A 6,843-nucleotide genomic window follows, 5' to 3' on the forward strand; every position below is an offset into this window, starting at 1 on the left:
CATAAAACCGCCAATACGGTTATCAATAGCGCGGCAAATTATATAATCGTAGTTCAGCTCTTCATAACCATCTTCGAAGGTGATCACACAGCCTACATGAATACCCAGGTCTTCCACCTCTTTCTTGGAGCGGGCGCCGCAATCCAGGAAAATATTATCCACTTTGGGCTGCGGCTCTTTACCATCCGGGTTGCGGTTACGGGTGTGGATGGCGGGCCAGCCGAATACGGCTTTTACAATACCTTTTTCTGTATGAATGTTCACCCGCTTGGAGGGCGCTATCTGCTGATCAGAGCCACCATTGCGGATCACATAGATCAAACCTTCTGCTGAAATGTAGTTCACAAACCAGGAGATCTCATCTGCATGGGCCTCAATCACCACTTTAAAAGGCGCATCCGGGTTAATGATACCTACTGCAGAGCCATAGGCGTCTACGATCTGCTCATCAATATAGGGTTGCACATACTGCAGCCACATTTTCTGACCTTCCTTCTCAAACCCTGTAGGGGAGGGATTGTTCAGGTAATTCTTCAGAAAGGTCATTGATTCTTTAGTCAGTACGGTTTTTTGTTTTTTAGCCATGTTCTGCATGATTATCCGGCAAAAATAGGAAAATACATTTAGCCGTTAGCTATTAGCTGTTAGCTTTTAGCAGAACACCGTCACCAAATGCTAAGCGCTAAAAGCTAAAAGCTAATAGCTAAGTGCAGCATTGCCGAGAGCATCATCAACCCATCCAGTACAAAATAATACATATAGTCGGAGCGGTTATACCTGGCGTTTTTGGTAAGCAAACCGGTAATAAGCACCGGCGCCAATAAGGTTGCAATGATGGTGGGTGTTGTTAAAGGCCATAACAGCAAGGCGCTTACAGCTGCCAGCAGCAGGGATATGTAATAGATCAGGAACAGCTGTTTCTCTGAAAGAATAGTGATCAGGCTGCGGATGCCTTCTTTTTTGTCAGATTCCACATCCCGGTAATCAAACAAAATGCAGATGGCATAGATCAGGAAAAACCGGTGCAGCGTAAGGTAAACAGCGGCCATGGTAACCGGCGTACCGGCTATAAACACCGGCAGCAGCGTAGTTACATAGGTCCATACAAAAGTAAGGAACAGTGTTTTGCCAACTGCTATGGTGCGCAGCCATACAAAGATGCGTTGTGGTAATTTGGGCGCCGTGTAAAGGAAGGTAAGCACTGCGCCACCGGCCAGCGGCAGCCAGTGCGCTTTCAGCTGCCAGAAGAACCAGAGCGCACCAATGGCGCCTGCAATGTAAAACACTACCTGCAGGGTCCTGTGCCGCGCGCCCCACAGGATACGCTGTGAGGTAGAGTACTCCGCCGGTGTAAGGTACCAGTGAAAGTTATAGCTGCAAATGGTGGAAAAAAAAACAAAGGCATTATACGTGAAATAGTCGTAATGCAATCCCAGCAGCGCATTGGTTTGCCATACCATTAATACTGCGCACAGGGAAATATAAATAGAGCTGAAAATTAAAAAATTGAATAATGAACGTAACATAGTCAATGTGCGGATGTGCAGATATGCAAATGTGCAAATTTATTGGTGCAATTTATAATCATCTGCACATCTGCATATTTGCATATCCGCACATTTATAAAGGAATGTTGCCGTGTTTTTTCCGGGGCATGTTCACCACTTTATTCTCCAGCATTTTAAAGCCTTTCATGAGTTTAATGCGGGTTTGGTCCGGCATGATCACTTCATCAATATACCCCTTTTCTGCGGCCAGGTAAGGGTTGGCAAACCGCTCTGTATAATCCGCCACCAGCTCATTCATACGCGCTTCCGGATCCGGGGCGGCATCTATTTCCCGTTTAAAAATGATCTCTACCGCGCCTTTAGGGCCCATTACCGCTATCTCTGCCTGGGGAAAAGCAAAGTTCAGATCAGCGCCAATATGTTTGGAGTTCATTACGCAATACGCGCCGCCATAGGCTTTGCGGGTGGTAACAGTTATTTTGGGCACGGTTGCTTCACTTAATGCATATAACAGTTTAGCGCCATTGGTGATAATGGCATTCCATTCCTGGTCGGTACCCGGTAAAAAGCCCGGCACATCTACCAGCACTAACAGCGGAATATTAAATGCATCGCAGAAGCGGGTAAAGCGGGCGCCTTTTACAGAGGCGTGTATGTCCAGCACACCGGCCAGGTGGGCGGGCTGGTTGGCTACAATGCCTATGCTGCGGCCGCCGATCAATGCAAAGCCTACAATAATGTTCTCTGCAAAATCCTTGTGCACTTCAAAAAAACTGCCGCTGTCGGTGATATGCTCAATCACCTCTTTCATATCATAAGGCTGGTTGGGATGTTCGGGAATAATGCTGTTCAGCGCTTCCCGGCTCTCATCTGCCGGCTCGTAGGGGTATACCGGCGCATCTTCCTCACAGTTCTGCGGCACATAGCTTAACAGGCGCTTTATATATTGGATACACTCTACTTCATTATTACAGGCAAAATGCGTAACGCCGCTTTTGGTGGCATGGGTTTGCGCGCCGCCCAGCTCTTCGGCCGTTACCTCTTCATGCGTAACGGTTTTTACTACGTTAGGCCCTGTTACAAACATGTAGGAGGTTTGCTCCACCATCAGTATAAAATCTGTAATGGCAGGGGAGTATACGGCACCGCCGGCACAGGGGCCCATTACGGCGGATATTTGCGGTATTACGCCGGATGCGCGGGTGTTGCGGTAAAAGATATCTGCATAGCCACCCAGGCTTACCACCCCTTCCTGTATGCGCGCGCCGCCGCTGTCATTTAACCCTATCATGGGTGCGCCGTTCTGCATAGCCAGGTCCATTACCTTGCAGATCTTGCGGGCATGCGGTTCTGATAAGCTGCCGCCGTACACGGTAAAATCCTGGGAAAACACGTATACCAGCCGGCCGTGAATGGTGCCGTAGCCGGTTACCACCCCATCGCCCAGGAACTGTTCCTGTTCAGCGGTAAGGCCGCGGTTGCGGTTAGCTACCAGCATATCCAGCTCCTCAAAAGAGCCTTCATCCAGCAGCAGCTGCAGTCTTTCGCGGGCAGTAAGCTTGCCTTTTTTATGCTGGGATGCAATACGGGTTTCGCCGCCGCCCAGGGCTGCTTCTGCTATCTTATTGTGTAGTTGTGCAGTTTTATCCATACGTGAGTTGTTTGCGATGGTGCCTTTAAAAAGTGGGTAAAGCTAAAAAATAAAAGGATTCCCGTAAAAAAGGAATCCTTTCACAAACTACGTGAAATATTCTGGAACTAATTTTTCAGTATTGCCAGCTTGGGAGTGGTAATGGTATCGCTGCTATGTCCTGCATCATCCACTATAAACACCTGCATGCGCAGGCTATCCGGTTTGGTATTGGGATCGTAGAACTTGAAATCGGATGCCAGCAGGGTATAAATCACTTCCGCATCTACCTTACTGCCTTTGTGGGCGCCTATATTGGGCATTTGCCGGGGCTCAAAAACAGAATCTTCCAGCGTGGAGGGATCACTGTCTAAAATGATGCGGAAATTGAATTTGTTCTGAATGTCCCCGTCGCCGTCTGCAACCTGGAAAGTAGCGTCAAACTGATCTACCAGGCTGTCAACAATAAAAGGGATAGAATAAGACTTGAAGGTTATCGTAGGCTTGGTACCTGATCCGCCATCCTTTGAACAGGCCATGAAAATCAGGCAAACTACCGTGGATAATAAAAGTATTTTCTTCATATAACAAACGTACGTTAATTTATTTATATTAATAACGCGTTTTGCCTGCCTTTTGTTACCTGAGCCGCCGTAACTTTGTGCGGTTTTTAAAAGTGATACATGAACGGTAATATACCGGTACCCGATTTTAATATGCAGGCGGCAGACCTTACCCCCGCCGCGCTGGAGCTGTTCCGTTACCAATACCGGCACAATGCCCTGTACCAGGCGTACACGGATGCGCTGCATATACAGCCGCGGCATGTACAAACCCTTACGGATATTCCTTTTTTACCCATACAGTTCTTTAAAACGCATGCCGTGGTATGCGGACAGTTTGAGCCGGAATTAGTGTTTGAAAGCAGCGGCACCACGCAAACCATTAACAGCCGCCACCTGGTAAAAGATGCCGGCTTGTATGAACGCAGTTTTATAACGGCCTTTGAGCAGTTCTATGGCCCGGTAACGGATTATGTGGTGGTAGGTTTGCTGCCCTCTTACCTGGAACGTAAACATTCCTCACTGGTAGTAATGGTGCAGGAAATGATACGCCGCAGCGGCCATGCCGGCAGCGGTTTTTACCTGTATGAGCATGAAAAGCTGTATGCCCAGCTGCAGGAGCTGGAAGCCCGCGGGCAAAAGGTGCTGCTGATAGGCGTAACCTTTGGCCTGCTTGACTTTGCGGAAAAGTACCGGCTTTCCCTGCAGCATACCATTGTAATGGAAACCGGCGGCATGAAAGGCCGGCGGGAGGAGTGGACCCGCGAACAGGTGCATGCCTTTTTACAGGAAAGGCTGGGCGTAAGCGCTGTGCATGCGGAATATGGTATGACGGAGCTGTTGTCGCAGGCCTACTCTTACGGCAAAGGCATTTTTAATACCCCGCCCTGGATGAAGATACTGCTGCGCGATGAAAATGATCCCTTTCAGCTGTTCACCACGCAGGCTGCCGGTGTAATAAATGTAATAGACCTGGCCAACGTGTATTCGTGCGCGTTCATTGCCACGGAAGATATTGGCAGGCTGCATGCAGATGGCAGCTTTGAGGTGCTGGGCCGCCTGGATAATTCTGCACTGCGCGGCTGCAGCCTGATGGTGAGCTGAAGGAATGTAAAATGCAAAATATTAAATGTAAAATGTAAAAGTGGAATGCTGCGAATAATACCGCGACATTCCACTTTACATTTAAGATTTTACATTTAACATTTGATATTTTTATAATTTGTATCTTGCCGGCTGAAATATTCCTATGAAAAAGCCGCTACTCTTGTTGATATGGTTAACCATATGCTGCCTTCCCGTGCAGGCCCAGTGGTTAAAGAAAATGACAGATAAAATAAAAGGCACTAAAAGCACTACTGAAGTACCTGCGGAGAACGAAACCGCCCATGCAAAAGCTGATGGAGAAGAAGCAGGGGAGGGCGACCCGCTGAAAGCGGCAGCTGCGCATAAACCCAACCCATCCCTGATCATTGGCGGCGATGATGCAGTAACCATTGATTCTACTTACGAATTTGATGTAGCCGTGTACCAGGAAAGCACTGCCCTGCAGGGTAACCAGGTAATAGCCGACGGCGGGCAGGATATTGTGATCTACTACAGCAGCAAGGCCCCGCAGTTCAGCATACAAATGTTAAGCAAAAGCACCTCTGCACGTTACCACTTCTATGCAGATTTTCAGCGGGAATCACAGCTGAGCATTACCGCTATTAATAAAGTAGCCAGCGGTGATAAGGAAAAGCTGGACCTGGAAAATATGGAACCCGTATTTCCCGGTGAAACCGGCTACCTGAGCCAGCTTATAAGAACCGGCGCCAAAAAGGTGGTAGCCGGCGTGGCCTGTGAGGAATATGTAGCGCAGAACACAAAAGACGATCCCCGTGTAAATGCAAAGGGCACCAATCATTCCCTTATTACCGCACATGTATGGATCCCGATGGAGCCGCATACCCTGTTCCATGCCTATGGCTTAATACCGGACAAGTACAAGATCCAGATTGAGAAAATGCGCATTGAAGGGTCTTACGCACCGGTGGTATTACCGCTTGAAATGTACCTGGACTATGGCAATGGCGACCGCGTGTATACCACTACCACAGAGATCATAACCGGCGAGCCCCGCAAAGTAAATATTGCAGACATCAATAAATAACATCCTGACGCTCCTCTGCAAAGCCCGCCAGCAGGGCTTTTTAAGAAAACCTTAACATACTGCGCCCGTTTTTACTGGAAGTAGTAAATACTTCCCTATCCGTTTATTTGTACTTTTATCGGATTCATTATTCCCATTCAATGGGAGCACAACATTCGAGAGAAGCGGTTTAGCCGCCACCATAACCATATTACCTAAGCTATTTGCTGATTACATACAGTGAATAATTACCGCACCCTCCATAAGGGCGCATACCAATCTTTATGAAAGATCGTAACCTATGCACCATCACACTGCTGTTCCTGTTGCTTATTGGCATTACGCTGCCACTATGCGCGCAAAACATACCGCTGCAAAATGCATCCTTTGAGGGAACGCCTTCCGGGAAAGATGTAGTACCACATGGCTGGTATAAAATAAGCGGCACGCCGGATGTGCAGCCCGGCATGTTTTCAGTTACACTGACCCCGGTTGACGGGCAGCATTTTGTAGGCATGCATAGCGGCCCTGATAAGGTGGAAGGTATTGCACAGGTGCTGAAAAGCCCCCTGAAAGCAGGTTTACGTTATACCCTATCCCTGAACCTGGCCTTTGTAACGGTTTATTCTTTTTACACCTGCTATGGCAACCTGGCTATTTTCGGGGGCAGCAGCCCAAAGGATACGGCAGAAATGTTATGGTCGTCCGGCCCATTTACCCACCAGAACTGGAAAGCCTATACGGCGGTTTTTACCCCGCATAAAGATTATAAATACATTTCCCTGTGGGCATACCCTACGCTGCCCTGCAACAAAAGCAAGGTGGGGGTGGGTGTATTGATCGATGGCCTGTCAAAGGAAATTCAGCAAACGGTCATTACAGAAACACGCAGCACACCCTCCTGCAGTAACAGCAATACCGGCACTGCTTCCATTAAGATCAGCGGCGGGCAGGCGCCTTATGACTATACCTGGAGCCCCGGTAACTATAAAACAGCCGCTGTGGCAAACC

Annotated in this window: 6 protein-coding genes and 1 pseudogene; 3 read left to right on the plus strand and 4 right to left on the minus strand. The window is 48.3% G+C overall.

The window, feature by feature from the left end:
• The 4 genes and pseudogenes from VIM87_RS28730 to VIM87_RS28745 form a co-directional block, all read right to left on the minus strand.
• A pseudogene (locus tag VIM87_RS28730) lies at window positions 1-585 on the minus strand (M42 family peptidase); the annotation flags it as partial.
• A 104-nt stretch (window positions 586-689) separates the two neighbouring features.
• Window positions 690-1,526 (minus strand): UbiA family prenyltransferase, encoded by an 837-nt coding sequence (locus VIM87_RS28735; RefSeq protein WP_332000314.1) that lies wholly within the window; start codon window positions 1,524-1,526, stop codon window positions 690-692.
• A 94-nt stretch (window positions 1,527-1,620) separates the two neighbouring features.
• Complete coding sequence (locus tag VIM87_RS28740; RefSeq protein ID WP_332000315.1) at window positions 1,621-3,159, minus strand: acyl-CoA carboxylase subunit beta; 1,539 nt, start codon at window positions 3,157-3,159, stop codon at window positions 1,621-1,623.
• A 107-nt stretch (window positions 3,160-3,266) separates the two neighbouring features.
• Complete coding sequence (locus tag VIM87_RS28745) at window positions 3,267-3,722, minus strand: hypothetical protein (RefSeq protein WP_332000316.1); 456 nt, start codon at window positions 3,720-3,722, stop codon at window positions 3,267-3,269.
• 99 nt (window positions 3,723-3,821) lie between these two features.
• On the opposite strand from VIM87_RS28745, the gene VIM87_RS28750 reads away from it, so the two are divergent.
• From VIM87_RS28750 to VIM87_RS28760, 3 genes are all read left to right on the plus strand, one after another.
• On the plus strand, window positions 3,822-4,805 hold the full coding sequence (locus VIM87_RS28750; protein ID WP_332000317.1) for an acyl transferase: 984 nt from the start codon (window positions 3,822-3,824) through the stop codon (window positions 4,803-4,805).
• 145 nt (window positions 4,806-4,950) lie between these two features.
• Complete coding sequence (locus VIM87_RS28755; protein ID WP_332000318.1) at window positions 4,951-5,853, plus strand: hypothetical protein; 903 nt, start codon at window positions 4,951-4,953, stop codon at window positions 5,851-5,853.
• Window positions 5,854-6,116: 263 nt separating this feature from the next.
• A partial coding sequence (locus VIM87_RS28760) for a SprB repeat-containing protein (RefSeq protein ID WP_332000319.1) occupies window positions 6,117-6,843 on the plus strand: 727 nt, incomplete at its 3' end.

This window comes from Chitinophaga sp. (assembly GCF_036569125.1).
In the GTDB taxonomy this organism is placed as follows: Bacteria; Bacteroidota; Bacteroidia; order Chitinophagales; family Chitinophagaceae; genus Chitinophaga.

Bases quoted from the DNA above. Each gene is read 5' to 3' on its own strand.
- VIM87_RS28735 (WP_332000314.1), bottom strand. From the start codon at position 1,526: ATGTTACGTTCATTATTCAATTTTTTAATTTTCAGCTCTATTTATATT.
- VIM87_RS28755 (WP_332000318.1), top strand. From the start codon at position 4,951: ATGAAAAAGCCGCTACTCTTGTTGATATGGTTAACCATATGCTGCCTT.
- VIM87_RS28745 (WP_332000316.1), bottom strand. From the start codon at position 3,722: ATGAAGAAAATACTTTTATTATCCACGGTAGTTTGCCTGATTTTCATG.
- VIM87_RS28750 (WP_332000317.1), top strand. From the start codon at position 3,822: ATGAACGGTAATATACCGGTACCCGATTTTAATATGCAGGCGGCAGAC.
- VIM87_RS28740 (WP_332000315.1), bottom strand. From the start codon at position 3,159: ATGGATAAAACTGCACAACTACACAATAAGATAGCAGAAGCAGCCCTG.